30 protein-coding genes are annotated in these 26,312 nt (G+C 66.7%); 2 read left to right on the forward strand and 28 right to left on the reverse strand.

Annotated features, from left to right (window positions below; translation table 11 throughout):
* Positions 1–83: 83 nt before the first annotated feature.
* From HTY53_RS18305 to HTY53_RS18440, 28 genes are all read right to left on the reverse strand, one after another.
* On the reverse strand, positions 84–686 hold the full coding sequence (locus HTY53_RS18305) for a hypothetical protein (protein ID WP_174107931.1): 603 nt from the start codon (positions 684–686) through the stop codon (positions 84–86).
* 1,646 nt (positions 687–2,332) lie between these two features.
* Positions 2,333–2,872: a SycD/LcrH family type III secretion system chaperone gene (locus HTY53_RS24815; RefSeq protein WP_254600011.1), complete on the reverse strand. Its 540-nt coding sequence runs from the start codon at positions 2,870–2,872 to the stop codon at positions 2,333–2,335.
* Between the two features lie 70 nt (positions 2,873–2,942).
* Complete coding sequence (locus HTY53_RS18315; RefSeq protein ID WP_174107933.1) at positions 2,943–3,569, reverse strand: hypothetical protein; 627 nt, start codon at positions 3,567–3,569, stop codon at positions 2,943–2,945.
* A gap of 34 nt (positions 3,570–3,603) precedes the next feature.
* Positions 3,604–4,056, reverse strand: coding sequence for a hypothetical protein (locus tag HTY53_RS18320; protein WP_174107934.1), 453 nt, complete (start codon positions 4,054–4,056; stop codon positions 3,604–3,606).
* A 157-nt stretch (positions 4,057–4,213) separates the two neighbouring features.
* Positions 4,214–4,477, reverse strand: a complete 264-nt coding sequence (locus HTY53_RS18325) for an EscE/YscE/SsaE family type III secretion system needle protein co-chaperone (protein ID WP_174107935.1) — start codon at positions 4,475–4,477, stop codon at positions 4,214–4,216.
* Positions 4,477–5,700, reverse strand: coding sequence for a type III secretion system inner membrane ring subunit SctD (gene sctD, locus HTY53_RS18330; RefSeq protein ID WP_174107936.1), 1,224 nt, complete (start codon positions 5,698–5,700; stop codon positions 4,477–4,479). Before sctD ends, HTY53_RS18325 begins: the two co-directional genes overlap by 1 nt.
* A gap of 7 nt (positions 5,701–5,707) precedes the next feature.
* Complete coding sequence (locus HTY53_RS18335) at positions 5,708–7,216, reverse strand: EscC/YscC/HrcC family type III secretion system outer membrane ring protein (protein ID WP_174107937.1); 1,509 nt, start codon at positions 7,214–7,216, stop codon at positions 5,708–5,710.
* On the reverse strand, positions 7,213–7,644 hold the full coding sequence (locus tag HTY53_RS18340; protein ID WP_174107938.1) for a hypothetical protein: 432 nt from the start codon (positions 7,642–7,644) through the stop codon (positions 7,213–7,215). Before HTY53_RS18340 ends, HTY53_RS18335 begins: the two co-directional genes overlap by 4 nt.
* Positions 7,645–7,748: 104 nt before the next feature.
* The gene (locus tag HTY53_RS25085; protein WP_368041029.1) at positions 7,749–9,155 is read right to left on the reverse strand and encodes a lytic transglycosylase domain-containing protein; all 1,407 of its coding nucleotides are present in this window, start codon (positions 9,153–9,155) and stop codon (positions 7,749–7,751) included.
* Positions 9,156–9,198: 43 nt separating this feature from the next.
* On the reverse strand, positions 9,199–10,584 hold the full coding sequence (locus HTY53_RS18350) for an EscU/YscU/HrcU family type III secretion system export apparatus switch protein (RefSeq protein ID WP_217435669.1): 1,386 nt from the start codon (positions 10,582–10,584) through the stop codon (positions 9,199–9,201).
* Positions 10,581–11,360: a type III secretion system export apparatus subunit SctT gene (gene sctT / locus HTY53_RS18355; RefSeq protein ID WP_174107939.1), complete on the reverse strand. Its 780-nt coding sequence runs from the start codon at positions 11,358–11,360 to the stop codon at positions 10,581–10,583. The genes HTY53_RS18350 and sctT overlap by 4 nt, the downstream gene beginning before the upstream one ends.
* Positions 11,361–11,630 (reverse strand): type III secretion system export apparatus subunit SctS, encoded by a 270-nt coding sequence (sctS, locus tag HTY53_RS18360; protein ID WP_149316177.1) that lies wholly within the window; start codon positions 11,628–11,630, stop codon positions 11,361–11,363.
* Complete coding sequence (gene sctR / locus HTY53_RS18365; RefSeq protein WP_174107940.1) at positions 11,627–12,277, reverse strand: type III secretion system export apparatus subunit SctR; 651 nt, start codon at positions 12,275–12,277, stop codon at positions 11,627–11,629. Before sctR ends, sctS begins: the two co-directional genes overlap by 4 nt.
* Positions 12,278–12,358: 81 nt before the next feature.
* Entirely contained in the window at positions 12,359–13,585 is a 1,227-nt protein-coding gene (gene sctQ / locus HTY53_RS18370) for a type III secretion system cytoplasmic ring protein SctQ (protein ID WP_174107941.1), read from the reverse strand.
* Positions 13,572–14,111 carry a hypothetical protein gene (locus HTY53_RS18375; protein ID WP_174107942.1) on the reverse strand — a complete coding sequence of 180 codons (540 nt, stop codon included), beginning with the start codon at positions 14,109–14,111 and terminating at the stop codon, positions 13,572–13,574. Before HTY53_RS18375 ends, sctQ begins: the two co-directional genes overlap by 14 nt.
* Entirely contained in the window at positions 14,108–14,503 is a 396-nt protein-coding gene (locus HTY53_RS18380) for a hypothetical protein (RefSeq protein ID WP_174107943.1), read from the reverse strand. The genes HTY53_RS18375 and HTY53_RS18380 overlap by 4 nt, the downstream gene beginning before the upstream one ends.
* Positions 14,503–15,825 (reverse strand): EscN/YscN/HrcN family type III secretion system ATPase, encoded by a 1,323-nt coding sequence (locus HTY53_RS18385; RefSeq protein ID WP_174107944.1) that lies wholly within the window; start codon positions 15,823–15,825, stop codon positions 14,503–14,505. Before HTY53_RS18385 ends, HTY53_RS18380 begins: the two co-directional genes overlap by 1 nt.
* Positions 15,812–17,872 carry an EscV/YscV/HrcV family type III secretion system export apparatus protein gene (locus HTY53_RS18390; protein WP_174107945.1) on the reverse strand — a complete coding sequence of 687 codons (2,061 nt, stop codon included), beginning with the start codon at positions 17,870–17,872 and terminating at the stop codon, positions 15,812–15,814. Before HTY53_RS18390 ends, HTY53_RS18385 begins: the two co-directional genes overlap by 14 nt.
* Complete coding sequence (locus HTY53_RS18395; protein WP_174107946.1) at positions 17,869–18,051, reverse strand: hypothetical protein; 183 nt, start codon at positions 18,049–18,051, stop codon at positions 17,869–17,871. The genes HTY53_RS18390 and HTY53_RS18395 overlap by 4 nt, the downstream gene beginning before the upstream one ends.
* Positions 18,048–18,416: a hypothetical protein gene (locus HTY53_RS18400; RefSeq protein WP_174107947.1), complete on the reverse strand. Its 369-nt coding sequence runs from the start codon at positions 18,414–18,416 to the stop codon at positions 18,048–18,050. The genes HTY53_RS18395 and HTY53_RS18400 overlap by 4 nt, the downstream gene beginning before the upstream one ends.
* Before the next feature lie 126 nt (positions 18,417–18,542).
* A complete protein-coding gene (locus HTY53_RS18405; RefSeq protein WP_174107948.1) occupies positions 18,543–19,634 on the reverse strand; it encodes a TyeA family type III secretion system gatekeeper subunit in 1,092 nt (363 codons plus the stop codon).
* Complete coding sequence (locus HTY53_RS18410; protein WP_174107949.1) at positions 19,631–20,419, reverse strand: hypothetical protein; 789 nt, start codon at positions 20,417–20,419, stop codon at positions 19,631–19,633. Before HTY53_RS18410 ends, HTY53_RS18405 begins: the two co-directional genes overlap by 4 nt.
* A gap of 44 nt (positions 20,420–20,463) precedes the next feature.
* The gene (locus tag HTY53_RS18415; protein ID WP_174107950.1) at positions 20,464–21,084 is read right to left on the reverse strand and encodes a type III secretion system domain-containing protein; all 621 of its coding nucleotides are present in this window, start codon (positions 21,082–21,084) and stop codon (positions 20,464–20,466) included.
* Positions 21,077–21,817, reverse strand: a complete 741-nt coding sequence (gene sctJ / locus HTY53_RS18420; protein WP_174107951.1) for a type III secretion system inner membrane ring lipoprotein SctJ — start codon at positions 21,815–21,817, stop codon at positions 21,077–21,079. The genes HTY53_RS18415 and sctJ overlap by 8 nt, the downstream gene beginning before the upstream one ends.
* Positions 21,814–22,140 (reverse strand): type III secretion system inner rod subunit SctI, encoded by a 327-nt coding sequence (sctI, locus tag HTY53_RS18425; RefSeq protein ID WP_174107952.1) that lies wholly within the window; start codon positions 22,138–22,140, stop codon positions 21,814–21,816. Before sctI ends, sctJ begins: the two co-directional genes overlap by 4 nt.
* Positions 22,141–22,166: 26 nt before the next feature.
* Positions 22,167–22,475 (reverse strand): DUF1039 domain-containing protein, encoded by a 309-nt coding sequence (locus HTY53_RS18430; RefSeq protein WP_174107953.1) that lies wholly within the window; start codon positions 22,473–22,475, stop codon positions 22,167–22,169.
* 2 nt (positions 22,476–22,477) lie between these two features.
* Positions 22,478–22,696, reverse strand: coding sequence for an EscF/YscF/HrpA family type III secretion system needle major subunit (locus HTY53_RS18435; protein WP_174107954.1), 219 nt, complete (start codon positions 22,694–22,696; stop codon positions 22,478–22,480).
* Positions 22,697–22,702: 6 nt separating this feature from the next.
* The gene (locus tag HTY53_RS18440) at positions 22,703–23,428 is read right to left on the reverse strand and encodes a helix-turn-helix transcriptional regulator (protein WP_174107955.1); all 726 of its coding nucleotides are present in this window, start codon (positions 23,426–23,428) and stop codon (positions 22,703–22,705) included.
* Positions 23,429–24,131: 703 nt separating this feature from the next.
* On the opposite strand from HTY53_RS18440, the gene HTY53_RS18445 reads away from it, so the two are divergent.
* Both HTY53_RS18445 and HTY53_RS18450 read left to right on the forward strand, forming a co-directional pair.
* Entirely contained in the window at positions 24,132–24,890 is a 759-nt protein-coding gene (locus HTY53_RS18445; RefSeq protein ID WP_174107956.1) for a response regulator transcription factor, read from the forward strand.
* 42 nt (positions 24,891–24,932) lie between these two features.
* On the forward strand, positions 24,933–26,312 hold the full coding sequence (locus tag HTY53_RS18450) for a sensor histidine kinase (RefSeq protein WP_174107957.1): 1,380 nt from the start codon (positions 24,933–24,935) through the stop codon (positions 26,310–26,312).

The raw sequence follows: 26,312 nt of genomic DNA on the forward strand, positions 1-26,312 counted from the left end.
AAGGGAGTGGGAAAGGAGGAAGGTCGCGCCGGTCGATGCCAAAGACCACCGCGCGCGAGGCGAACGACGCGCCGTGGCTTCGGTCAACGCGGCGCGACGGTGGCCTTCAGTATCGCAACCGATTCCTGAGTCAGCTGATTGGCGTCCTGCAGATACTGCTGGCGGTGCTGGGCGGCGTTATCCTGCGCCTTCGATGCATCTCGCTCCGCGGACTCCGACACGTTGCGCGACAGATCCGAGTGGATCTGCTCCTCCTCCGCCTCGTTGCGCTTGGCAGCAGCGCCCATCTGCCCGGCATTGCTCAACATGGTGGTGGTCGGCGTGCTCAAATGCGAGCCAATTTCCACGCCCGTGGCAAAGTTGAGATTGGTCGTCCTGGAGCCCCAGATACCCCCGCCGCCTCCGAGGGCCAGGCCGGCAACGCCGGCGAAGATGCCGACGGCGCCGGAAATATATTCCGCGTCGCGGCGCTTGTCCTTTGCCTCCATGGCCTGTGTGAACGCACTCTTCTGCAGCTGCACGACGTTCTGCTCCAGCTGGGCATGACATACCACGTAGGTATCGTAGAGCTGCTTCATGGAACGCTGAATTTCGAGAATCATTGCGCGCGCCGACATCATCCTGTACGAGGTATCGGACGCGTCTGTTCTCTGGGGCAGCACGATATTGGTTGGGGTGACATTCATTGTCGTTACTCCTGTGGGTTCAGTTACTACACGACGATCCGAGGCCCTGTGAACGCAGGATCCGGTCGGATCGTCCCGATAACGGCGCAGCGGTCCGCGTCAGACTCCGGCGCCGACCGCTTCAAGCGCGACGTCGCGCGTCTCGGCAAGCGCCGTGGTGATCTTCTGGGTCGTGTCGATCTGATCCTGCGTCACGCGCTCCAGCGCGTTCTTGTTCTCCTTGACCTGCCGCCCGATCAGATCGATCACGAATTGCAGCATCATGGCGTGAATCATCATCCGATCGATCTCTTCCTTCCGGCCGGCGGCTTCCACGCGCAGCGCGTGATGGACGATCTGCTGCGTGTTGGGCGCAATCACCTTGGCCGTGGTCAGCGGGGCGTCGAGCGTGGCGGCAACCTTGACCGCTGCGCGCGCCACCAATCGCAGCAATTGCTTCTGCACCTGCTCGATGAAGCCTGACGTCACGGCCTCGGTGGTCATGCCGCGCATTTGCTTCGCAGCCTCCAACAATGCGCTTTCCACGATCTGCTCGAGCGCCTGGTTCGAGAACGCCTTGGTGCAGGCGTTCACCACGTTCTGCCGGCCGGGAATGACCTGCAGCGCGTTGCGTACCTGGTCGCCGACTTCGTCAACCAGCGTTTTCGCCATATCCTTGGCCAGTTTCGATGCGGCATTGGCGGCATCGCCTCCCTGGTCCATCGCGCGCACCAGCGTCACGCCGACCGAACTGGTGCCGGACTCCGCCCCCGTTTGCAGAAGGGTGCTGGCCGCCTTGCCAAGGATGGCGTTGGCCACCTTTGCCATCCGGGCGACCGAGATCAGGCTGACGACGCCGGCCGCCGCGCCGAGGGCCATCTCGCTCTTCGCCAGGTTGCCGATATGCGAGCCCAGTTTGCCGGCGAGCTCGGGATGCGCCATCTGAATGCTCAGCAGGGTGCATTTGGCCATGCCGACCAATCCGGCGCTCAAATCGAGAATCCCCATCGGCTGGCCGGTGGCCAGCTTCAGCGCACCGGTCACCACCTGCGCGAGCGAGGTCGCCCAACCCAACACCAGCGCCGCAATCTGGCCCTTGCCGGCCTTGCGCTCGAGCTGCTGCTGCTTCTCGGCGGCTTCCTTCTCCTTGCGCTGCTTCTCCTCGATGGCGGCGAGTTCCTGCTTGCGCAGGTCCCGGGTATTTTCGAGATTGGCGCGCGTCATGTCGGCCGTAAACTGCGTGGCCTCCAGTTGCAGCTGCAGCAATACCGCCTCCGGATTCAGCGCGCGCTGGTAGAACGCGTGCAGCGAGTCGGTCGCCTTGCCAAGATCGTTCAAGGCCAGATCCGTCCCCTTGCCATCTCCCTTGACTGCCGCGGCGGCCGTACGAACCGCCCCGGACAGGATGCCGATGACGCTGTCCCAGGCCTCCCCCGCGGCACGCGCGTCCACCGCGCGCATCGCTGACGGCGGCGGCTTGAGCAGCGATGACATCTGGACTGGCGCCTCGGATACCTCGGCGGCCGGCACGCTGACGCAAGGCTGCGCGACCGTGCCCGCCTGAACGCTCTTCCTTGCTTCCATTGTTTCGGGGCGGACATCGCCCCATTCCCAGCCCGGCATGAATCCGGCCTGGTGTAGTGCATTGGCACCGTTCATTCCACCGTTCATTCCACTCCTCCCTGGTTTGGCGCGGCTTCGCTCCGGATCGGTGCGACCGATGCCAGCGACTGCAGCGATCGCAACGATTGCTCGGCGAGGCCGCGCAGTTCCTGATGTTCCGTCTGTTGTCCGCACCACTTGATGGCGGCTTCGTACGCCTCGGCTGCCTTGCCGTATTCGCCGCACAGCTGCAGGCTCAATCCCGCCAGATAGGGAGGCTGTGGCTCCCACATCCGCATGCCGGCGCTGCGCACGAAGCAGTAGATCGCCTCGTCGTGCCGATGCAGCTTCTGCAGACACAGCCCGAGCGATAGCCAATAGTCGTAGGAATGCGGATCGATGGCCGCCAGCGCGAAGAAGATCTGCCGGGCGCCCTCGTGATCGCCCGCCTCGTATCGCTGGCAGGCATACGCATACAGCGTCTCGAGCGCAACCGCGTCGAGCCCGAACAGGCCCCGCAAGCTGCCGCCTTCGGCGACATACTGCTGGACGGCGGCCTGCGGGCCATCGGGTGCACCGACGGCCGCGGGCAACGATGCCGTCATGGCCTCTGCTGGCGAATCCCCTGCCGACCTCCAACGACGCTTCACGGTTCTCTCCTGATTCGCTCTACCGTCAAATCTTGGAAACGACCGTTTCCTTGACGCGCTTGGTCTGATCGATCAGCGAGGTCAGCAGTTGCTGAAACACCTGCAGCAGGCCGAGAGCAAGCTGCATCTGCTGCATGTACTGGCTGTTCGCATCGCTGTATTTGCTCTTGTCGATCTCCAATGAGCTGATCACCGTGTTCAGCTCGTCGACGGAATATTCCTGATCGGCGAACTCCTGGAAGGTGGCGAATTTTTCCTGAGGCTTGTAGCCCTTTACCTCCAGGTTGTTGCTCCACAGGTACCAGGCGAGCTGCGAGCCAAGCTTGACCTTCTTGGTTGGATCGTCGCTGCGTATCTGGTCGATCAGCACACGGACCGAGTTCTTCAGCTGCTCGATGGCTCTGGCCATATCGTTGTTGTATCGGTAGTCCTCCATCCGGGCACCGACCTCCTGGCGCTGGCTGTCGATCGCCATGAACATGGCCTGAAAGTTGGCGGCATCGGTTGCCGCCAGCGGCGTGTAATTGCGCGTGACCAAAGGCCCGTTCGTCGGCGCTTCGATGACGGAGGTGGGCGGCGTCGGCAGTGTCGCCGCGATCGGCATATCGGTCTGGGCTTGTCCAGGGGTGGGTCTTGGTGCTACAGCGGGCATGTTTCACTCCATTCAATCATCAATATCAGCCGCGTCATGCAAAACGGCGCACGCGCTTTCTCTTTGGCGCGATCGCCGCGTCCTCGGCACGAGGCGTCACCGGGACGGATTTCTCGTTGTCTTCACCGCCGCGCAGACCGAACACCTTCTGCTTGTAGCGCTGCATCTCGCGGCGATCCTGCGCGGAGCGCAGATTCATTTCCTTGATCAGGGCCTGCAACTGGTGCATGCGGCGTTCGGCGTCCTCGATGTCGCCGCGGCATTCCGCCAGCGCAGCTTCCAGCGAGACGACGGCCTCGGCCGCCTTCGGATCCTTGCTGGCACGCAGATAGAGATCGTCGATACGCCGCTGGATCGCAGCCCAATCGCTCATCTCCTTGTGCAACATCTCGCGCAGGCGATCCAGGGTTTCCCAGGCGTCCTTCCACACTTGCTCGTGCTGCTGCTCCTGGTTCTGGCCCTTGTCTTCCTGTTTTCCTTGTTCCATTTCGTTCGACTCCTTTGGAAGTCCGTGGACCTGACTCTACGGATCATGGCTTCACGAATCTATTGAAAAAACCGGTGCGCTAAAGCATTTGGCTACTGTTCAGGTAATGGGCTCGCGGGCTGCTGTCTGTCGGCGCGTCCAAGGGCCGCATCGACGCTCACGCACGCTTTGCCGCGAGCCGGCGCCATACCTTGTCGACCGTACGCGTACCGGCGCCGCAGAGCTCGCGCAGCGCGTTCAGCGTGGCGAAGGCCTCGGGAGTCTGCGGCTCGCGCAGCTGTGCTTCGATACGTCGGCGTGCGCGCGCCAGTTCGGCGCGCAACTGCTTGCGCAGGACGCCATCGCTGTCCTCGGCCAGACGGCCTTCGATCCTGGTGCCATACAGGGAAGGTTTCGGCGCGGATTTCGAGGTGGGCTCCATCACAACTCCAGCGGTAGATGCATCAGCTCGCCCTCGCGCTCGAGGTCGATGCCGTTGCGGTCCAGATGCACGATCACGTGGCCTGCGGGCAGCCGGCTACCGGCCTTCAGGCGCGTGCCGTTGGCCAGATCGAGAAAGGCCAGCTCGCCGCTGCCGCCGAAGCTGACCACCGGCGCGGGAAAGATGCCGGTCTGGATCGACCGGGTCGGGATGTTCTGGAAGATGACCTTCGGCGCATCGGGATGCACGCCGGCAAATGCGTGCGTGACCGCGGACAGGCTGCGCTGCGCGCCGTCGTCGAGCACGCCGGTGATCAGGATCAGGTCCTTCTCGCGCGCGACGCTCAGACGCCCGAGCAGGCCCGCGTCGCGCAGCATGCCGATCAACGTCTTGACGCTGGTGCCGACCGGATCTTCGACCGACCATCGCTGCAGCCCCTGCATCGACGACAGCATGGACACTGCCCGGCGCCAGCGTGCGTCGGCCTGGATGGTGCCCTGGATGGTCACCGAGCCGATCGATGGGCCGGGCCGCGCCCGCGCCTCGCTGAAGCCATGCAGGTTCAGCACGGCCTGCACGTTGCGCACCAGTTCGTCCTGGCACAAGGTCTGGTCGCGATACGGCTTGCCATGCTCGCGCAGCTTGTCGACCAGCGCGTTGCGCGCCGTCGAATCGAGGCAGCTGCCGCCGAGCACCATCAGCCCGTCCGGCTGCGTGGCAACGTCGATGCCCTGCTGCCGCGCCCGCTTGCGCCATTCGGCGAGCCATTCTTCGCGGTTCACCACCGCGCTGTCCGGCTGCAGCATGCCGTAGGCCCAGATCGCCGCGCCCGCGCTGCCGGACATCAGCAGCACCAGCCCCGCGTACGCGAGCACCGTGGACACGATGCCGCGCCGCTCATCGCGCCGGGACGGTACCTTGCGATCGGGCAAGGGCCGATCGGCATTGCCGATCAGCAGCGCAAGGCCGCCGATGTCGACGACCTTCTCCAGCGGCAACGGCCCCTCCACCGGCCTGGTCGGCGCGCCTTCGATCCATACCGGCACCGTCGTGCGCAGCAGCACCCCTTGCTCGGTGCAGTCGAGCACCGCGCGGCCGCCGCCCTCGAGCATGACGTCGAGATCGGGGTCGGCGCCGCCGATGGTGAACTCGCCCTCGGGCAAGCGCAGCCGGCGTCCGGCCAGCGGTCCGCTAAGGATCTTGATCTGGTATCGGTATTTCATGACCACTTCAGTTGAGGGCGTGCGGTTCGGCCTTGATCAGGAACAGGCGCACGACGCTCAGGTTCTCCCGGGTCTCGTTGCGGAACAGGCCGCCGACCAGCGGCAAGTCGCCCAGCAGCGGAATCTTGCGTTGGCCCTGCCGCTGCTTCTCCTCGACGAAGCCGCCCAGCAGCAGGCTCTGGCCCGGCCGCAGAATGGCCTGCGTGGCGATGCCCGAGTTGCGCACCTGCGGCAGCTGCTCGATGTTGTTGGCCGGCGGCTCCTGCCGGCCGTCCTGGATGTCGAGCGTCAGCATTACCTCCTGCTCGCCCTGCATGTCGATAAGACGCGGCGTCACGCGCAACAGCGAGCCGGCCGCCACGGAGGCGAGCTCGGCGACCTTGTTGCCCTGCAGCTTGGTGTAGAAGGTGATATTGCGATCGAGCACCGCCTGCACGTTGTTCAGCGTCACCACCGACGGGCGCGACAGCACCTTGGCCTTGGAGTTCTGCTCCAGCGCATTGATGCGGACGAAGAAGTCGGCGGTGTTGCTCAGCACGGTCGAGAAGGTCCCGTCGGTGGCCGCGGCGCCATTGCCGGCGTTGAAGCTGATGCGCGACTTGCCGATGCCGACGCTGCCGCCGATATCCAGGCCGAGCTCGCGCATGTCGGCAGCGTCAACGTCGATGATGGCCACCGAGATCTCGATCTGCCGCGGCCGTTGGTCCAGCTGCTTGATCAGCTCGGCGTACAGCGGAATATTGGTCTTGCGGTCGCGCACGATCACCGCGTTGTTGCGCGCATCGGCCGAGAAGGTCGGCTGGGTGCCGGCGGCCGGCACCACCTGCCCGCCTTCGGTGGGCGCCGGGATCGCCCGGCTGCGCACCATTTCGCGCAGCTCGGTGACCACGCCCGGAATCACCACCTGCTGGTCGCGGTAGGTGTACGCGCCGTCCACCGCCGAGGCATAGCGCAGGGGGAAGACCTGCACGACCTCCTTGTTCTGGGTCTGGTTCAGCGTCTTTTCGTCGAGGTCCCTGGCCAGCTTGCCGATCCGCTGCACGCAGACCGGCACGCCGAAGACCTCGACCGCATTGAAATTGCTGACCGGCCGCACCGAGCAGGTGCCGCCCTTGAATACGCCCGCCTCGCGCAGATACTGCGCCAGCTCCCCGGCATCGAGATAGGAAGGGGTCAGGACCTCGGTCCTGACCTCGCCGGCCTTGTAGGCATAGAGCACGCGGCCATCGAAATACCAGGCCAGGTTGTACAGTTGCGCCAGCTGGTCGAGCAGGCGCTCGGGTTGACGGCCCTGCAGCGTGCCGACGAAGGTATCGTTGACTTCGGGGCTGACGATCACCGGCACGCCATAGTTGGCGCCCAGATCGCGCAGCAGCGCGGCGACCTTCATGCCGCGGGAAGACACCGAGAACTCGGGGCCCGACAGGCCCAGCGGGCCGGATGCCGCCCGCGCCCCCAGGGCGACGGCCAGCGTGGCGGCAAGAAACGACAGCTTGCCCAGCTGCAATGCGTTCATATCAATCTTCCAATTTCCGAACCCGGTCCGGTCCCGGCCGGCTGCGCGCTTTCCGCCAGCCGGCGTACCAGCGCCAGTTGCAGCGCAAGCCGTTCTTCCAGTTGCCTGGCTTCGATGTCGTGGTCGTAGCGGTGCCACAGCACCCACGTCTGGCCATCGATGGCCAGCGCGTCGTCGACCGCCGCCGGCGTTGCCGCCAGCGACAGCGTCGCGTCGTCGAGCCAGCCCTCGGCGGGCTCGACCCCTGGGTCGAGCTGCAGCCCGATGCATAGTCCTGCCTCGAGGCACCACGCCCAGGCCGACACACCGCCGACCTCGATCTGCGCGGTCGGCCCATTGGCGGCGATCACCGCGACGCAGGGGCAATCCATCAGCTTGCGCAGCCAGGCATTGACGCCGCGCTGGCCGGGAATGGACGGTGGGTTCATCGACTGATCTTCGGGCAGTGGCGGCGACCGCGTGATCCGGTCATGACCTGAAAGCCGCGCGCCCGTGCAGACCGGCGACAGCGGCAAGCATTTCGGCACCGTCATCAAACCGGCCCCGTGCGTACGGGTTCACGCAGCGGCAATCGCGTCCAGGTCGACGCGTCGACGGTGGCGTCCATGGCGTCGGCGGCGTGGATCGCCATCGTCGGCGTCGTGGCGGCGGCCGCGTTCGTCGCGGCACGCGCCGCCGGCTGCGAACTCGACGTCAACAGCGCGCCGATCCAGTTCGACACGGTGCGCAGCGTCGCATCGGCTTGCTGGCGTGCCGTGCCGCCGCTGCCCGACCTGGGCGGACGACCCGCTGTCTTCGGACTGCTGCCATCGTCGGTGCGGCTCGCGATCGCGCTGGCGGGTCCGGCATCGGCGGTGCTGCCGTTGCGGCCATTGCCGCCGGACGCCGCCGAAGCGGGCGACGCCGTCGGCTCCGTCCCCGGCGTCAGGCCCAGATGCATCAGCACCTTGCTGACGTAGCCCTGCGTTTCCGCAAAGGGCGGAATGCGGCGGCCATACTTTTCGACCGCGCCCTCGCCCGCGTTGTACGCCGCCAGCGCCAGCGTCAGGTCCTGGTCGAAGCGGTTCAGCAGCCAGCGCAGATATTGCGTACCGGCGCTCACGTTGCTGCGCGGATCGCGCAGATCGGCCGCGCCGAAGCGCCGCCCCGTGGCGGGCATCACCTGCATCAGGCCGACGGCGCCTTTCGGCGAGCGGGCGTGCGCCTGAAAATTGGATTCGACCTTGATCACCGCCCGGATCAGATGCGGCGCCACATCGTGCTGGCGCGCCACCTCCTCGATCAGATCGTCGTAGGCCGATGCCAGCCGTGCGTTGGGCGGCGCGAGCGCCAGCTGCACGTGCCGCGGCCGCGTCGAGCCGCGCCCGCCGATCGGTCGCTCGCCCGCCATGCCGCCTTCGCCCATCGCATCGGGCTGGAAGGCGACGGGGCGGGCGCGCGGTGCCACCGACGCCGCCGATTGCGCCTGCGCCAGCGCCGCCACGGGCTCGACGGTCGGCGCGATGGCATCGACGCCAAGCACCCGTGCGTTGTCCTGGCCCATCGCACGGGCCGCGTGCCGCGCCAGCGTGCTGAGTGCCAATTGCTCGAGGGCGGCGCCATGGGCACCGCGCAGGTCACGCGGTTGCCGGACTGCCGGCGCTGGCACGGTCTGTTCCGCGCGATCGGGCTGGCCGGCGGGCGCAGCGGGCCCGTGTGACGGCGCAGTATCGGTTGCTGGACCCTCCCGCTGCTCGCTGGCAACGATAGCCCGCGCCTCCCGCTCCGCCGCACTCAGCACGCCCCAGACGTTGCCCACGGGGCCACCCGGGCTCTGCGGCTGCTCCGGAGCCTGAGCCACGGTCCAGGCCGGCGACTGCGCGGGATCGTCGGCGTGGGCGACGCTGGCCGCCAGGCCGCCGATCAGGGCGATCACAGGGACCGCCGTTATCGTCCTCATCACGAAACGCTCTCCAATTGGGGGAACCGTCGCTGGTACCGGCCTAGCCATTGGCCGGGCGGCGGGGATCGGTTCGTGGGCCGCGGCGGGATCGGCCGCGTGGATCGACGCCACCGCGCGCCGGACGGGTGCCTGCGGCGTCGCTGTCGCTGTCGATGTCGTTGTCTGTCTCGGTGTCTTCCGCCTCGGTATCGCCGAGGTTGCCGCCGAGGTTGCCGCCGAGGTTGTCGCCGAGGTTGTCGCTTACGTTGTCGCCGAGGTTGTCGCTTACGTTGTCGCTTACGTTGTTGCTTACGTTGCCGTTGTGCTCGTCGGCCCCGTCATCGCTGCCGGTCTCGATCTCCTCCGCATCGTCGTCGGCGTCCGCCTCGGCATCCTCGATGCCCTCGTCCGACTGCTTCATCTCGTTGACCAGATTCAGGATTTCGGCCACTGGCTCGAACAGTTCGGCGGGGATGTAATCGCCGACCTCGGTGCGCGCATAGAGCCGGCGGGCGACGTGAACCTCCTCGACCATCGGCACGCCGGCCTCCTCGGCGATCGCAATCATCCGCCGTGCTCGAGCATCGATGCCCTTCTCGATGACCTGGGGCAGCGGCGTCTCTCCGGCGACGAAATACAGGCAGACCGCGACATGGGTCGGGTTGCGTACCACCGCGGTAGAGCGCTTCACGTTCGCCGCCATGCTGCCGCTCTGGATATCGCGATGGATCTCCTTGCGCTTGTGCTTGATATGCGGGTCGCCCTCGGTGTTCTTGAATTCCTTCTGGATCTCGTCGCGGCTCATCATCAGCTGCTTGGTCAAGGTGCGCTTCTGGAATGCCAGGTCCGCGATCGCGAACACCACGTAGAACAGCACCAGGATTCCCCACAGCCAGCCGATCAGCACACCGGTTACCCGCAATCCGCACTCGGTGCCGCATAGCGGCAGGAACTGGAAGGAATAGAGATAACGCTTGATCAGCAGATAGAACGCGATGCTCAGGATCGACACCTTGAGCAACGACTTGCCGAACTCGAACAGCGAGCGCAGCGAGAACAGCTGCTTCGCGTTGGTCAGCGGGCTGATCCGCTCGCCCTTCGGCTTGATGAACTTGGGCGCGAACAGCGGCCCGATCTGGGCCATCACCGAGCCGACGGTCGCCAGAATCAGCACGATGCCGACCGGTGCCAGCAGATGCAGCATCAGCGTGCCGGTGACGGTCACCACCCGCCCCATCGCCACGCGCAGCGGCTCGCCGATGCTGGCGATCGCCACCTCGATGATGCTCTGGAAGGCGTCGATGATGTCCTCGCCCCGCAGCCAGAAGTAGCCGAGCAGCACGGCCAGCTGGATGCCGGTGGCGATCTCCACGCTCTTGGCGATCTGGCCTTCCTCGCGCGCGTCGCGGATCTTCTTCGGTGTCGGCTGTTCGGTCTTCTCGGTCATCGCATGGTCCCGAGCAGATTGGCCACCACGCCGCCGAACGCGTCAAAGCGCTGCTGGAAGGCACCCAGCGCGTAGCTCATGCCGATGGCGAGCACGAACAGCGCCAGCGCGCTCTTGATCGGCATCGCGACAAAGAACACATTCAATTGCTGCGCCGAACGATTGACGAGGCCGAGCGCGGCATCGATCAGCACCATCACCACCAGCGCAGGCAATGCGAAGCCGATGCACAGCTCCATCATCAGCTGCCACTGATGCGCGATAAAGCCCGGGAAGCTCGCCGACAGATGCCAGCCGCCGAGCAGCGGCATGCTCTGATACGAGGCATAGAGCGCGGTCAGCATCGCGTTGAAGCCGCCGCCCACCAGAAACAGCACAGCCAGAACCTGCGTGAACAGCACGCCGAACACCGAAGACTGTTCTTCCAGCATCGGGTTCAGCACTGATGCCATCGAGGTGCCGCGCACGGTGTCGATCACGGTACTGGCCATGTCGATGGCCCAGAACGGAATGGTCGCGCAGAAGCCCATCACCAGCCCGATCGCGAACTCCTGCATCACCACCAGGCTCAGCGCCGGCAGCGACAGCTCCGCAAACTGCGCGGCATGCGCGAGCTGCATCGGCAGCGCGGGCAGCGCCATCACCAGCACCAGCGCATTGCGTATCAGGCCGCCACCGAGCGCGCGTGCGGAGAACATCGGCATCAGCACCAGCATGCCCAAGGGGCGCAGCATCGTCAGTGCGAGCGTCGGAACGATATGCTGCCAGCCGTCCACCTATTTCCCCATCACGGAAATCTGCTCGAACGCCATGTTCGTGTAGCCGATCAGCGTGGCGCCCATCCAGTGATAGGTCATCACCAGCGTGACGCAGACCGCGATCAGCTTCAGCAGGAACTGGATGGTCTGGTCCTGGACCTGCGTCAGCGCCTGCACCAGGCTGACCAGCACGCCGACCACCGAGGCCACGACGACCACCGGCAGCGACAGGATCAGCACCAGCCACAGCAGGTTGGACGCCAGCTGCGCAATGATTTCGTTGCTCATAGATAGGACTGGATCAACTGGCCGAGCAACTTCTCCCAACCGCCGATCAGCACGAACACCAGCAGCTTGATCGGCAGCGAGATCGTCACGGGAGACACCATCATCATGCCCATCGCCAGCAGCACGTTGGAGACGATCAGGTCGATGGCGACGAACGGCAGGTAGAGCAGCAGGCCGATCTTGAAGGCCTCGACCAGCTCGCTGACGGTGAAGGCGGGGATCAGCACCACCAGCGAATCGTCCGGAATGCGATTGCGATAGGGCTCCGGCCACATCTTCTCGCCGATGTCCATGAAGAAGCGGACCTGCTGCGGGCTCGCCTTGCCCTTGATGAACTCGCGGTAAGGCTCGAGCACCCGGGTTTCGACCTGGCCGAACAGGTCCGGCGCCTCCATCTTGATCGGATTGGCCTTCAGGTTGTCGCCGATCGCCATGCCGACCGGCGCCATGATGAACATCGTCAGCACCAGCGACAGCCCGTAGATCGCCATGTTCGGCGGAATCTGCTGGATGCCGAGCGCGTTGCGCAGCGTGGACAGCACGATCGAGATCTTCAGGAAGGCCGTGCCCATCACGACAAACAGCGGCAGCAACGACAGGGCGAACAGCAGCAGAATCAGCTGCAGAGGATGATCGGCAAGCGACATGTTCTGGTCCGTGAGTAAGCGATCATTCTCGGCATGCCCGGCGAACGCCGGCATCGGGCCCATGCCTGAAATCGCCTGCCTTCACTCGATCCGCATCACCAGCTTGTCGCCCACGCGCAGCAGCGTGCCGCTGGCGACCGGCTGACCGGAAACCGTCAGCGTGACGCGGCCGTGACTGGCATGGGCCAGCTCCAGCATCTGACCCGCCTGCAGCTCCCGCAGCGTATCGAGCGACAACGACAGGCGCCCCACTTCGGCCACCGCCGTCAACACGATGTTGTCGTCGTCGAGCTGGCTGCCGCGCAGCGTGACCTCGGTCCCTTGCTCCATGCCGGTTTCCTCGTTGCATGTATGTTCGATATGCCAGGCGCCGTGTGCAAAGCAGGCCAGCGCCAGCGGCCGTTCGGCGATCAGCCAGGCATGGCCGTGCTCGACCGCGGCGGGCCGCTCCAGCACGACACCGTCGCCCGGCCCCAGCCGGGCCAGCTGCGCGCGTGTCAGATGCACCCATCCGACCGCGAGCGCCACCGGGATCGGCGGAATCGTCAGCGGCGGGCGGCGGTCTTCCATGGTTTGCGCCAGTGCGGCGATCCACGGCTCGGGCCAGTCCAGCAGGCGCAGGTCGAGCTCGGCATCGGCGCGGCACAGCGTCAGCGTGGGCGCGATCGCCCGCGCACAGCTGCCGGGCTCGGCGTTGCCGAAGCGCGGCAAGCCCAGACCCGCCCGGCGGGCATGGTGCTGCAGCGGCAGCAACGTCCACTGGCCGAGCAGCCCGAGCAGATCGGGCGGGATCTGCTGAAACCGCTGTACCGCCAGGCGCGGCGCCAGCCATTCGCACCAGGCGTCGGCGTCGACCCAGGCCCGGGCGCGCTGTCCGTCGATCGACATCGTCAGAATGACGCCGTCGCCGCCGCCGGGCTTCAGATCGAGAACGAGTGCGGTGGTGCTGTCTTCGCCTGGCGCGTCGGCACCGCTGGTACCGCTGGTACCGCTGATATCACCGATGTCGCCGATGTCGCCGATGTCGTCGATGCGGGGGTCCCGGTCGCCGTCGCCGCCATCGTCCCCGAGACTGGCGAGCGGATCGTGCCGCAGCCGATCGCCGCCGAACGCATCGAGCCGCCCGCTGGGGTCCATCATCGGATCGGCGCGGTGCAGCTGCTCCAGCGCCTGCAGAGCATTCAGCCCATCGCCGTTCCCGCCTGGCGCTGCGCCTGCGCGGCGGCCGCCTGCGCCTGCGGTGGACCGGCCCGGGCCGATCGCCCGCGCCAGTTCCAGGTCCTGATCGCTCCATTCATCGAGTAGCATCGGCTATCTCCAATCGAATCACTTCACCGGTCTGCCTGGCCACTTCGTCGCCCAACGACGACTTCGCTTCGACCAGACGCTTGTGCTGCTGGCGGTTCAGCGGGCGCAGCGTGACGACGACCTGCCCCGCGTGCAGCGACGCCTGCAGTTCCATGCCGGCCCAGGCACCCTGGGTAAAGCGGACATGCAGCTCATTGCCGCTCAGGCGCGTCTGCGTGCCCGGTGCGAAGTTGGCGGCTGCGAGATCCCGGGGGGCGATTGCCTCCGCGCTGCCGGCGTCCGGCCCGCCGCAGACGGCCGTTGCAGCGGACCCGGCACGCGCGCCGCCGAGCATCCACCACCATGCCGGCAGCGCAGGCGGCGGCGATACCGTCGGCTCCGCGTCCTCGACGCCGTCCTGCCTGCCGCGCCTGCGCTTGCGCATGGCCGCATCGAACTGCGCCGTCTGCTCCGGCTCCACCTTGCGACGCTCGTCGCGTTCGCGGCCGCCCTTGGGCAGGACGCCGCCTACCGGAGACACGCTCATCGCTGCTCCTCGATCAGCGCGGCCAGCTTTTCCTGGCCGCGCAGGTTGTCCTTCAGCGCCCGCGCGGTCCGCGCCGCCGCGGCCTGGCAATCGGCGATCTGGTCGGCCAGTTGGCGCAATCCGGCCTGCAGCTGCTGTTCGCGCTGATAGAACTCGTGAAGCCGGCGCTTGAGCTTGTGAAAGTCGCGCGGGTCCACCGCCTGCTCGGTCTGGCTGGCGGCGCGCCACTCGGCACGCAGGTCCGCCTGCTCGGCCTTGCGCGTATCGCACTGCTGCCGGCACTCGCGCATTTCCGTCTCGATGCGGCGGGCGCGATGGCGCAGCACACCCTCCCGGCAGGTCTTGATGGTCCGCAACTGGTCCAGCATCTGTGCAGCAGTCGGTCTGGCCATCACCCCTCCACGACCTGCCGCAGCTGACGCAGCGTGCCTTGATAGTCGGCGCGCTCGCCGGTGCTTTGGCACAGGAAGGCTTCCAGCGCGCCGCGACGGTCCAGCGCGTCGTCGGCCTCGGCGTCGTGGCCGCGTTCGTATTCGCCGACGCGCACCAGCAGCTCGATCTCCTTGTACTGGGCCAGCAGCCGGCGGGCTCGTCCGGCCCACTGCCGATGCTGCTCGCTGGTGACCTGGTGCATCACGCGGCTGATGCTGGCCGGGATATCGATGGCCGGATAGTGGTTCTTCTCCGCCAGCTCGCGCGACAGCACGATGTGGCCGTCGAGAATCGAGCGGACCTCGTCCGCGATCGGCTCCGTCATGTCGTCGCCCTCGACCAGCACGGTGTAGATGCCGGTGATGCTGCCGCTGGCGGCGCACCCGGCCCGTTCCAGCAGCCGGGGCAGACGTGCGAACACGCTCGGCGGGAAGCTGCCGGCGGCCGGCAGTTCGCCGGCGGCCAGACCGATCTCCCGGCCGGCGCGGGCAAAGCGCGTCAGCGAATCGACCATCAGCAGCACGTTCAGGCCCTGATCGCGGAAGTACTCGGCGATGGTCGTCGCGGTGTAGACGGCCTTCAGGCGTTCCAGCGCCGGGCGATCCGAGGTGGACACCACCACCACGGAGCGCGCGCGCGCCTCGGCCGTCAGCGTCTGGTCGAGAAACTCGCGCACTTCGCGCCCGCGCTCGCCCACCAGACCGAGTACCACCACGTCCGCCAGGCTGCCGTCGCAGATCATGCCGAGCAGCGTGCTCTTGCCTCCGCCCGCGGCAGCGAAGATGCCGATGCGCTGGCCGCGGCCGCAGGTCAGCATGCCGTCGATGGCGCGTACGCCCAGCGGCAGCACCTGATCGATCAGCGTGCGTGTCAGCGGATCCGGCACCGCGGCCTCCAGCGCGCGCGTTTCGCACCCGGCCGGCACCGGCGGACCGCTCATCAGGCGGCCGAGGCCGTCCACCACCGAGCCGATCAGATGCGGCCCGACCGGAATCCGATGCTCGGTGCCGAGCGGCCGCACCAGGGCGCCGCAACTCATGCCGATCGGCTCCGAAAACGGGGACAGCAGCGCGATCTCCCGTTGCAGCCCCACTACTTCGGCCTGCATGTCGCCGCCTATCAGGCAAAGCTCGGCGAGCGCCGCGTCAGGCAGGCTCGCCTTGATCAGCGTGGGCCCGACTTCGACCACACGGCCGAAGCGCTCGACGCCATCGTTCAGCGCCGGCAGCGTCAGGCGTCCGGCCACGCCGGCGACGATCGCATCGACATCAGGCATACGCATCGTCGTACTCCCCGATCATGTCGATATTGCCGAGCACATGCAGTTGCACGTCGTCGCCCAGTTCCTGGTACGACAACACCGGCACGCTGAACAGCTCGCGCTCGAGAAACTTGCGCAGGAAACGGCGCACATCGATGGCGGTGACAAGGGCGCCCTCCATGTCCTCGCGCCCGGCAATGCCGGCCTTGATGCGCGCCACGATCGCTTCGATCTGATCGCCCTGCAAGGTCGAGTAGGCGCCGGCGGCGGTCTGGCGTACCGAGTCGCGGATCATGTTCTCGATGCCGTCGCCGACCAGCCAGACGTTGATGCGGGCTTCGCCGCGCGTATGCCGTCCGACGATCTGGCGGCGCAGCGCGACGCGGACGTATTCGGTCAGCATCACGGTCTCCTTCTCCTTCGGCGACCATTCGATCAACGCCTCGAAGATGGTGCGCAAATCCCGGATCGAGATCCCTTCGGCCACCAGCCGCTGCAAGACCTCCGAGATCTTGCTGATCGGCAGCTGCCGCTGCAGCTCCTTGACCAGTTCGCTGTAGCGGGCTTCCATCGCATCCATCAGATAGCGGGTTTCCTGCACGCCAACGAACTCGTCGGCGAAGCGGTCGACCGCCAGAGCGGCGGCGTACGCGACCGCCTGCGCACCGGCGAGCAGTGTCAGTCCGGACTGCGCCAGCGAGGTCTGGTGCTCGGGCGCGATCCATTGCAGGCTCAGCCCGCCGAACGGCAGGTTGTCGACGCGCTCGGCGATCGGCATGGCACTGGCCTGGCGAGCCAGCAGCAAGCGGCCGGCAGGCATGGCGACCCTCAGTACCGGTTCGCTGTACAGCAGCACGCTGAAGCTGCCCGCCGGCATTCCGGCATCGACAATCAGTTCGATCTTCTGCAGCGCGATGCCGAGCCGCTCGAACTTCTGCCAGCGCAGCCCTTCCAGCGCCTCGGCCAGGCCTGGCAGCGCCGCCACATCCCTGGCGAGCCTCAGCGCCAACGGCTCCGCACCCGGTGTCATGCGCGCCTCGCCGTCTCCCTCGGCGGCCGCACCGCCGTGGTCGGCCGTATTCGGCGCGAGCAACCTGGCACGGCGGCGCGCATAGAACGCGACCAGTCCCAGCAGCGCACCCAGCGGCATGAAGATCATCGCGGGAAAGCCCGGTACGAACGCGAACAGCAGCAGCACGCCGGCGGCGATCATCAGCGCGTTCGGCTGACGCGAGAACTGGTTGACCAGATCCTGCGCCAGGTTCTCGCGCTTCTCCCCGGGCACGCGCGTGACCACGATGCCTGCCGCGATCGAGATGATCAGCGCGGGGATCTGTGCGATCAGGCCGTCGCCGATCGACAACACCGAGTAGACCTCGAGCGCCTTGCCGACGCCCATATCGTGCTGCATCGTGCCGACCGCAATGCCGCCGACGATGTTGACCAGGATCACGATGATGCCGGCGATCGCATCGCCCTTGACGAACTTCATCGAGCCGTCCATCGCGCCATACAGCTGGCTCTCCTTCTGCACCAGTTGGCGCTGGCGCTTGGCCTCGTTCGCGTCGATGGTGCCGGCGCGCAGGTCGCCGTCGATACTCATCTGCTTGCCCGGCATCGCGTCCAGAGAGAAGCGCGCGCCGACTTCCGCCACGCGCTCCGCACCCTTGGTGATCACGATGAACTGCACCACCGTGATGATCGAGAACACGATGATGCCGACCGCGAGGTTGCCACCGACGACGAAGTTGCCGAAGGCGGTGACGATCTCGCCCGCGTCGTGCTGCAACAGGATCAGCCGGCTGGTGCTGACCGTCAGCGCCAGGCGGAACAGTGTGGTGATCAGCAGCAGCGACGGCAGCGCGGACAGGTCGAGCGGATCGCGCACGTAGATCGCGGTCATCATCAACAGCAGCGCGAGCCCGAGGTTGATCGCGATCAGCAGATCCACCAGGATGGTCGGCAGCGGCAGGATCATCATGAACACCGCGACCATCAGCATGACGGCCAGCACGACATCCTGACGCCCGCCGATCGTGGCCAGCCAGGCGCTGAGGCGCTTGATCATGGCCGTGCTCCGCGCCGTGCCTGCGTGATGCGCCGGAACGCGTCGCCCAGTGCAGCGGCGATCCGGCATCCGACGCCGAAGGCCACCGCGCCGAGTACCAGCGCGAGCGCCAGGGCGACGATCACCGTGCTCCACAGCAGCGCCAGCGGCAACAACAGTGCCGCGAAGACGAACCTCATGCTTGCTCCTTCGTACAGGCTTCCAGCAGCCTGCGTTGTGCCCGGACCGTCCGGTACCACAGCTCCGCGCCGCTGCCCGCCGGCATTGCCCCCGAGACGAACAGACAGTCGTCGACCCGGAACACCCGCAGCGGCACGCCGGCCATGCAGGCCGGCGACCATCGCGTCAGCAGCGTGCGCAGCGCCGCGTCGGCCACGTACGGATCGACCGGCCTCATCGTGGACAACAACACGCGGCGGTCGCGCACTTCCATGAACACCTGGATCTCGCCGTCGCGTATTTCGACGCGGGGCTCGATCGTGATCGGCTTGACGTCCATCAGCCGGAACAGCTTTTCCAGGTTGCGCAGCGTTCCAATATCCATCGGTAATCCAGGCACGATCCCGGCGGCGCGAGCCGCCGGATGCGCTTGCTGTCCTCTTTGCTTGCGGTGTTGCCATCGTGCGCGGCAGTCGCGGCACGCGGCATCGGGCCGATACCTGAAGGGGCATCAGCCCGTGGCGTCGTCCTCGGCAGGGTCCGTGTTCTCGGCACGATCGTTGAACTCGGCCAGTGCCGTCAGCACCTGCTGCCGGTGGTCGTCGTCGCGAAAACACGGCTCGGGCAGCAACTTGGCCAGGCGCGTGATATCGCGGACCAGCCTGAAGCCGCGCTCGCGGCCAAGCTGCATGCCGTCGACTTCGCCGCGGATCCAGTCGTGGTAGAGCCAGGGCTGGTCGACCATGCGAATCAGCAGGCGCAGGACTGCATCCGGCTCGACCGGTGGCTCCCCCAGGCCTCGCGCGATCCGCCCGCATTGCTCCTCGCATCCGAGAAAGATCAGCAGGCGTTTCAGATCGCGCACCACCGCGGCGAGCTTGATGCCCTCGGCCGCGTCGTCCTCGACGCCGCTCAGTTCGGCCCCTAGCGCACGGATCAGTACCTTGACCTTGCGCCGGCGCTCGCCGATGCCGGCCAGTTGATCGAGAAACGCCGCGATGCCCTGCTGCACCACGTCGGCGCGCTGATACAGGGATTTCAGCTGCGACATCAGTTCCGGCGTCATCGCGCCGAACTCGAGCCAGCCCAGCATGGCCAGCTCCCAATCGCCGCTGGCGCCGAGCCGCCGCTCCAGAGCCTCCTCCAGACGGGTGCGCTTGCGCCCCGGCCGGTGCTGCTCGGCCATCGCGGCAAGCAGCAACGCCACCGCTGCCGGATGCAACGCGCTGCGCTCGATTGCGGCGAGCAGGCTGTCGACGTCGTCGATGTCGCCGAACTGCTGCAGCAGCTGCTCGATGCGCGGGTCCTTGTTGGCCAGCAGAGACTTGGCGAGCTTGCCGACGAAGGCGCGCGCCAGCAGGGCGTCGTTGCGGCGGTCGCCGCGCAGCAGGGCGTGCAGCTTCGAGGAATGCACATTGGTAAGGGCCGCTTCCTGCAGGCGGCGCGACGCGTTCAAGGCCCGTGCCGCGAGGTCCATCGCCGAGCGGGCAGGACCGACCTGCTGCGGTCCGCGGCTCGGTGCACCACTGCCCTGACCCGGCGTGATCGCCGGGGCCGGGCCGGTCGGAATGACGGGCTTGGGGCCCTGTACCCGGGGGCTCATGCTTGCCATCCCGGTGAGTCGGTATCCGGCTGACCGCGGTCACGCAGCGGCTGCGGGACCTGGCCTCCTCCTGCCATGCCGTCCAGATCGGCGAGCAGACCGTCCAGATGGTTGCCCAGGCCATCCGGGTCCTGTTCGCCGTCGCGCCCCTCCTCCCGGACAGGCTCGTCCGGCGAGGGGGGCGTTGCGCCCGGCTCGCCGCCGATGGCGGCCAGCAGGAGGGCAAGATGACGATCAAGATCGATGCGCAATTGCACGTAGGGGCTGTCGAGCAGCGCCTGGCCGGGCGCGAGCGCCGGTTCGGCGCTGACCGTGAACCCCGGTTCCGCCGGCAGCCGTGCCGCGACCGCTTCGAGATCGTCGGGACACAGCCGCAGCGTGAACGCGCCGTGCGAGGACAACTCGCGCGATCGGGCCGCTACGCGCTGCGCGATCAGGGCGGCTCGGTCCGCCTCGCCGGCGAAGCACGCGACCGCATCGGCAATCAGGGTCCGGCAGCGCGTTTCCAGACGCTGGGCAATGATTGCCTCGAGTTCGCTCTCGCACACCAGCCAGCGCAGCACGTCCTGGCAGATCGCGTCGTGGGCGGCACGCGCCTCTGCCTCCGCGCGGCGCTCGCCTTCGGCACGCGCCTCGGCCAGGATCTGCGCTGCCTCAGCGCGCGCCTGCGCGCGACGGCGACGGCTGGCCCGCAGCACGGCGGCGGCGCGCGAGCGGTTGCGGCCGAGCACGGCGGCCGCATCGATGTATCCGTCCAGCGTTGCCGCCGGCACGATGCCGCCCACGGGCAATTCACCGCGGACCGCGGTGATCGTCAGTCCAAAGGGATTCATAGCAGACGTTCCAGGCGAAACAGCATCGGCAAGGCAAGCCCCGTCGGCGGCGTCGCCAGCAGCGGGCCAGGTGGCGGCAGGCAGATCGACAGCGCCTGCCAGACGGTGCTGCCGGGCAGCGTCTGGTCCAGCCACAAGCGGCCCAGCTCGCGCAGCCATTCGACGATCTGCTCGGGTGGGCGGCTCAGGGCCGGCGCCTTGCCGTCCGGCACCAGCGCGGCCAGCTGGTCGCAGCCGTCGTCGCCCAGTACCGCCAGCAATTGCCGCCGGTAGTCGCCGAGCAGCAGCAGTTCAGGGGCACGCGCGGCGACGGCCCCGAGCGCGACGAGCAGCACCGGCAGCCGCGGCTCCAGCGCCAGCATGCGGCGCTGCTCGTCGGACAACGCCGCGGGGAGCGGCGCCGCCGGAAAACCGCGGCGCTGCACGATCAGCGCGTCGAGGGCGCGGCGGCTGCCGGGATGGCGGCGATAGTCGTCTCGCCACGCATCCAGCCCGAGATAGCTCCACCAGCCCGGGTGCATCGCCGCGCCCGGGCGCCACGCCAGCGTGTGCAGACGCTGCACCGCGGGGCACAGGCTTTGCTGCGCGCGTGCGCCGGCCTTGGCGGCTTCAGACATCGACGGTCCCCTTGCGCCGCGCGATCCACAGCGACAGTCCTGCCATCGCGCACAGTGCCAGCACGCTGCCGGCCACCGCGGCGGCCGCCTGGGCCGGCTGCGCCTGCAGCCACTGGCGCCACCGCGACGGCGGCGCCTCGGCGGCCGGCGCCTGATAGCGATAGTCGGCGGCCTGCATCACCACGCTGATCTGGTCGGACGCGATATCGGGGATGCCATCGCGGATCAGGCTGCGGATCTGCACTTCGTAGTTGCCCAGATTGAATTGCGGCGAATATTTGATGAAGACTGCCGCCGACGGCGCGCCGGTCGGCTTGCCGTTTTCGTCGACCTTCTGCGCGATCGATACCTTCGCTCCGATCACGCCGTCCATTGCCGAGATCATGCTTTCGAGCTGCTGCTCCTTGAGCAGCTGCATCTTGGCGCGCTCCTGCGCGGGCGAGGTCACCAGCTGGTTCGACGGAAACAGGTCTTCCATGCCAAGCCGCTTGTGGTGCGGAAAGCCGTTCTGCCGCAATACCTCCACGGCATTGATGAACTCGCCCTTGTCGACGCGCAGCGTCACCGTGCCGCCCTTCTCCACGACCTTTTCCGCGGGGATATGGCGCAGCATCAGCAAGGCCAGCATCTGGTTCGCCTCTGCCTCGCCGACATTCGAGTACAGCGTCATCTTGCAGCCGGCCATGCTGGCCGCGGCCAGCACAGCAAGAGCGATCGTGCGGAAGCGCTTCATTGCATCGTCGTCAGCTTGGTGATCGATTGCGACAGCGTGCCGGCGATCTTTGCGATCAGGTCGACGCCGTTGCGCATCTCCAGCAGCGACCGCTGTGCCCGCGTCATGGCAGCGGGATCCAGCGCGGCGCTCGCGTCGACGGTCTGCACGCGCGCGGAGACCGTGGCGTCCGCCTTGCGCATCGCTTCGGTGACGATCGCCTCGGGCTTGGGCACCCGCACGGCCATGGCATCCATGAACGCCTGGATGTCGGCGGCCGCGGGCGCCTTGCCCGTGGCGGGGGCCAGCATCTGGCCGGCGACAGTGGTGGGGTCGATATTCATGATGAATGCCTCGATACCTTTGATACTTAGTGGCGGGTGCGGGGCGACGCGCCAATGACACGAGGCGCAGCGGCGGCATCCCGTTTGGCGGCGATCAGCATCGCCAGCAGCAGAGCCGGAGGATCGTTGCGCTCGCCCAGACAGGCACGCGCCTCGACAAGCCGGCCGCTCTGCATGTACAGATGCGCCCGGCAGATGGCTCGGTCCTGCTCGTCGTCAATCAACAGATCGATGGTGTCCAGAAAGACATCGATCTCGCCGCGCAGCCGTTGGTTGGCGGCGGCGAACGCCAGTTCCACCAACAGGCGCTTGACCTCTCTCGGCAATGGCTGCATGGCTAGATCTTCTGGATGATGCCGGCAACCATATCGTGCACCATCTTGATGACCGCGCTTTGCAACCCGGTCATGTTGGTAACCGCAGCGGTCCGCTTCTGGACCTCAAGGAAGTCCGAGGTCTCGCCGGTGGCCATCGCACGCTGCACGGCGGCAGCCATAGCGAAATTCGCGGACGAGATCGGACCGTCCATGCCATCGATCACTGGATTCAGATTCATGTGCTTCTATTCCTCGTTCGCTGCGTCGTTGATGCTTTGGTGGTGCTGCCTGAGCAGCCGGGGACTTGCCTCGTAGCGGCGGCGAAAGCTGACGCTGAAATGCGCGTGGCTGTTGAAACCGCACTCCTGCGCGATATCGGTGACCTTCATCGAGGTCAGCAGCAGCAGTTCCCGCGCGCGCTGCAGCCGGCGTTCCAGCAGCCAGTTCTTGGCCGACACGCCGAACTTCTCGTAGAACATCACGTTCAGCTTGCGCACCGGAATGCCAAGCGCCTTGGCGTACTGCGTGACCGGCCACGCGCTCATGCTGTTTTCCTCGATGAACTCGAAGAAGTCGCGGCTGCTGTCGATCAGGTGGTGCAGAAGCCGGGAGAAGTACTCCGGCTCCGTGCCCATGCAGTAGACATAGGCGAAGCGCAGCATCGCGCGCGGCTCGGCGGCACCGAGATGCCGAATCACGTTGATGGTTTCCTCCGGCACCGTGATCCGCTTGACCGGTTCTCGCCAGAACTGCGTCCCTCTTCGGTAGCGGCTCGCCAGCTCGTGCAGCTCGCGGTAGATATCCTGGAAGTCCCCCGAATGGAAGACGTAGGTATCGATACCCTCGCGCGCCGGAATCGCCGTCGCATTGCCGTTGGTGAAGACCAGGCTGCATGCCGGCACTTCGTACGTCTCGCCGTTGCACTCGATCCGTCCGGACCGGCTGAAGACCATTAGCTTGACTGCCCCCATCTTTCCCTCGAACACTCGTGCTCAGTGGCTGCATCATTCCATCGCCGGACCCGGATACCGATCCGGTGATGACCTGAAAGACGTAGCTGTCCGGCGTCGTGGAGCATGCGGTTCGATGCGATCGACGGCGCCGGACAGCGCATCGATATCAAACCATTTATCGAATGAACTTTGAGAATTTGAGGGTCTACTCGAATCGTTTAGAGAAAGTCTCGATCGATTTCTTATAACTTCTTTCCCGCAACCCGAAATGTGAGACGCGTACGGCGGTTTGCGTGCGCGAACGCACGGTCGATGACCCGCCGATCGCGGGTGCGGACAGCCGAATCACGCGATCACGCGCCTTGCGTCGCGGCTCGGTGCCGGCAAAGGCAGTGGGCAAAAAAAATCCGCCTGTGGCAGGCGGACAAAGCAGAGGCGGGGAGGCCGGGAACGAGTCCGACCGGCGCGAAGTGTCGCCCTCCGTCGCCACGGGCACATCAGGAAATCGCGACCGATTTGCGATCTTCAACCGCGAAATGTCACGCGGAGATTCGGCGACTTCACAGTCGACCCATTGACGACACCAGCATCCGGACTAGCTCCACTTCCCTCACGCACTCTGCGGCGGTATAAGTGGGGCCGCGGCGCCCGCGTCGCGTGGCGACACGGCCTCGATGTCGTTCCCGCTTATCTTTTTTGCACGGCATATCGAGCGGAAATCATGCGCATTCTTCTGATCGAAGACGATCTGCAGATCGGCACCAGCCTGATGCGCGCGCTGAAGGAAAACATGCAGTGCAGCGTCGATTGGGTGCGCGACGGCGTCGCGGGCCAGCATGCGATCGAGCAAGGCTCCTACGCCATCATCCTGCTCGACCTCGGCCTGCCGCGCATGGGCGGCCTCGATCTGCTGCAGCGGCTGCGCGCGCAGGGTACGCAAACTCCGCTGTTGATACTGACCGCCCACGACGATCTGGATACGCGCGTGCAGGGGCTCGACGCCGGTGCCGACGATTTCGTTCTGAAGCCCTTCGAGGTGCCCGAACTGCTGGCGCGCATGCGTGCCGTGCTTCGGCGCAAGGCCGGCTACGCGACCTCCAGCCTCGGCGACGACACCATCCGCCTCAATCTCGACACGCGCAGCCTGACGGTCGACGGCCATACCGAAACCTTGTCGGCACGCGAGTTCGCGTTGATGCTGGCGCTGCTCGAACGACCGGGTACGATCCTCTCGCGCAATCAGCTCGAGCAAAAGATCTATGGCTGGGGACAGGAAGTCGAAAGCAATGCGGTGGACGTGCTGATTTACTCGGTCCGCAAGAAATTCGGCGCATCGGCCATCCGCAATGTGCGCGGGCTCGGCTGGACCGTGCTGCTGGGCGGCGACAAGCTCAAGCCGAATACGGCGGCCGGTGCCCCCGAACCCGAGACGCCGGCTCGCGAACCGCGGAGCGACTCGCCAGGCGATCCACCGAGCTGATCATCGCGGCCGTCAGTGCGGCGCGCACCCGGCCAGACCCACATGCCCGCCCACACCGTACCCCACCAGGCACCGCGCCCGGCGCCGCACGCGACGCCATCGGGCAACCGTTCGCTGAGCCTGATGCTGAGCCTGGCGCTCAGCACAGTGATCGCCGTCTTCGCCCTGTTGCATACGGCGTGGACGTATGCGGTCGCCACCTCCGAGATCCATCAATTGCTGGACCGCCGCCTGCAGGAAGTGGCCGCCCGCGTCAGCGAAGACATGGCGCGGGCGATGAACCCGCTCCATCTGTATCGCGACGCATCCGACGGCATCGTGATCCAGATCTGGCTCGGCGGCACGAAGCCGTCGCTTCATCCGGACAGCGACCCGCTCACCATCGGCCGTGAAGCGCCGCCTGGCTTCTCGACGCAGACGGTGGAACAGGAACGGTGGCGCGTGTACTCCGAGCGCGGGCCGAACTGGACGATCCATGTCGCGCAGCGCGAAGCTTCGCGCAAGCGCATTGCCGAGGATGCCGCGATCGCCAGCGCCATGCCCGCGCTGGCGATGATGCCGCTGGCGTGGCTCGCCATCTTCATGACGGTCAAGCGCGCCCTGCGGCGCGTCGGTGCGCTGGGCGAGCGTGCGGCGCGGCTCGACATCGGCCACCTCGCGTCGCTGCCCACCGACAAGGTGCCGCGCGAATTGCTGCCGCTGGTCCAGTCGATCAACCTGATGATCGCGCGGCTGTCGCAGTCGCTGCAGGTCGAGAAGAAGTTCATCGCCGATGCCGCGCACGAGCTGCGCAGCCCACTGACTTCGCTGCAGATCCAGGCCGACAATCTCGGCCGCACGCTGTCGGACCCGAACAGCTTGCGCGAGTACAACGCGCTGCAGCAGGTGATCGCGCGCAGCACGCGGATGATCTCCCAGCTGCTGCGGCTGGCGCGGGCGGACGCCCCGCTCGAGCGGGCTTCGTCGCAGCCGGTGGCCATTCGCGATGTGGTGCCCGATGTCATCGAGATGCACTTGCCCCGTGCCGCCGCACACGGCATCGACCTCGGCGTCGAGCGCCTGGATGATCTGCAGGTGCGCGCCAGCCTCGCCGACGTGCGCACGGCCCTCAGCAACCTCGTCGACAACGCGATCAAGTACACGCCCGACGGCGGCACCATCGACCTGCGCGCCTATCGCGACGAGGGCCTCGGCTGCATCGAAGTGCGCGACACCGGCAACGGCGTCGCGCCCGAAGCACTGCCCCGCGTGTTCGACCGCTTCTTCCGCGCCGACGCCCACGGCACCGAGGGCAGCGGCCTCGGACTGGCGATCGTCAAGGCGATCGCCGAGCGATACGGGGGCGACGCCAGCATCGACAACCGTGGCGACGTGCCGTCGGGCGTGGTAGCGCGGCTGCGGTTTCCTCTTGCGCACCGATGA

Origin of the sequence: Cupriavidus gilardii (assembly GCF_013314895.1) — a bacterium.
Lineage (GTDB): Bacteria > Pseudomonadota > Gammaproteobacteria > Burkholderiales > Burkholderiaceae > Cupriavidus > Cupriavidus gilardii_C.